At 45.5% G+C, this 1,425-nt stretch carries 1 protein-coding gene; it reads left to right on the top strand.

Translation table 11 applies throughout. The annotated features are described in order from the left end of the window. Nucleotides 1-59: 59 nt before the first annotated feature. Nucleotides 60-1,425 (top strand): filamentous hemagglutinin N-terminal domain-containing protein (locus D3222_RS24560; protein ID WP_232832678.1); only part of this gene is annotated, 1,366 nt, incomplete at its 3' end.

The raw sequence follows: 1,425 nt of genomic DNA, 5'->3' as shown, positions 1-1,425 counted from the left end.
ACTTATTGGTCAGTCTCACTGACTTTGTCACACTTAAAGTAAACAAAAGGGAAAGTACGATGAGTAAACGCAGCAACTCCGTGGCGAGAGGCACGAATTATCTTTTAATTTACCTGACGGCAATTCAGCCACTCCACCCGGCGATTGCCGCGGGAATAACACCGGACAATCACCATACGCAGGTACAAAATCAGGGCAATGTCCCGGTGGTGAATATTGCCACGCCGAACAACGCGGGGATATCCCACAACACCTATAAAGAGTTCAATGTCGCCACTCCAGGCGCCGTACTCAATAACGCCACTCAAGCGGCTCAATCACAACTGGCCGGGCAACTTAACGCTAACCCTAACCTGCATGGAAAACCGGCGGAACTGATTATTAATGAAGTGACCGGCAGCGGACAATCTAACCTGCAAGGCCAATTGGAAATTTTCGGCAATAAAGCCAACGTGATGATTGCCAACCCTAATGGCATTACCTGTGATGGCTGTGGTTTTATTAATACGGCCAGTGCCACACTGACCACGGGTAAACCCCAATTTGATAAACAGGGCGCGTTGGAAGCACTGGAGGTTAAAAAAGGCCAGATTACTATTGGCGGTAAAGGGCTGGAGGGCAAGGCGACGGATTATGTCGATATTATCAGCCGGGCGACTGAACTGAATGGCAAAATTCAGGCCAATAACCTGTCCCTGACGCAAGGCGCCAACCGAATCAGTTTAAAAGACGGCACAGTTAAACCTGTCGCTGGAGAAGGCACTAAACCTCAATTAGCCGTTGATACCAAAGCGTTAGGTGGTATGTATGCGAATAAAATCCGACTGGTTGCGACTGAAGATGGCGTGGGCGTTAATTTAAAAGAATTAACCAGTGACCAGCGTGATATAACTTTAAACGCCAATGGCAAAATTGAACTGGGAAATATTAAGGCTAAAACGGACCTGAATATTATTGGCAAAGAAACCCATATTGCACCCAATATTACAGTGCAAGCGGGACGGGATATGACGCTGGAAAATACCACACTAGATAATAAAGGTAGTGTAACCGCAGATCGGGATATGCGGATATGGGGTGATACCGTGCGTAATAGCGGTGATAAAGCCTTACTACAAGCCAACGATAATATGTGGATACAGAAAGATGCTCAGGGAAATAAAGGTCAATTAGTCGAGAATAGATCTGCGACGATAAAAACCGTGAAGGGGGATTTGGTTGTCAGGACCCAAAAACTTAATAATGCGCGTGATGTTTTTATTGTTAAGAACAAGGAGTTAATACCCGATTCAACAGATAAAAACAGGATTGTTCATGAAACGGAAACCTGTGATTTTGGAAACCCGGTTATTCATGAAGCCGAATTAATAACGCCACTGCCTAAGAAATGGTTTGGGCGTGTTGATTTTGGCGTGTTGATTTTGG

It is taken from the genome of Photorhabdus sp. CRCIA-P01, assembly GCF_003545805.1.
GTDB lineage: Bacteria > Pseudomonadota > Gammaproteobacteria > Enterobacterales > Enterobacteriaceae > Photorhabdus > Photorhabdus antumapuensis.
The sequence above is the reverse complement of the archived record's forward strand: the minus strand, read 5'-3'. Positions and strand labels throughout refer to the sequence as shown.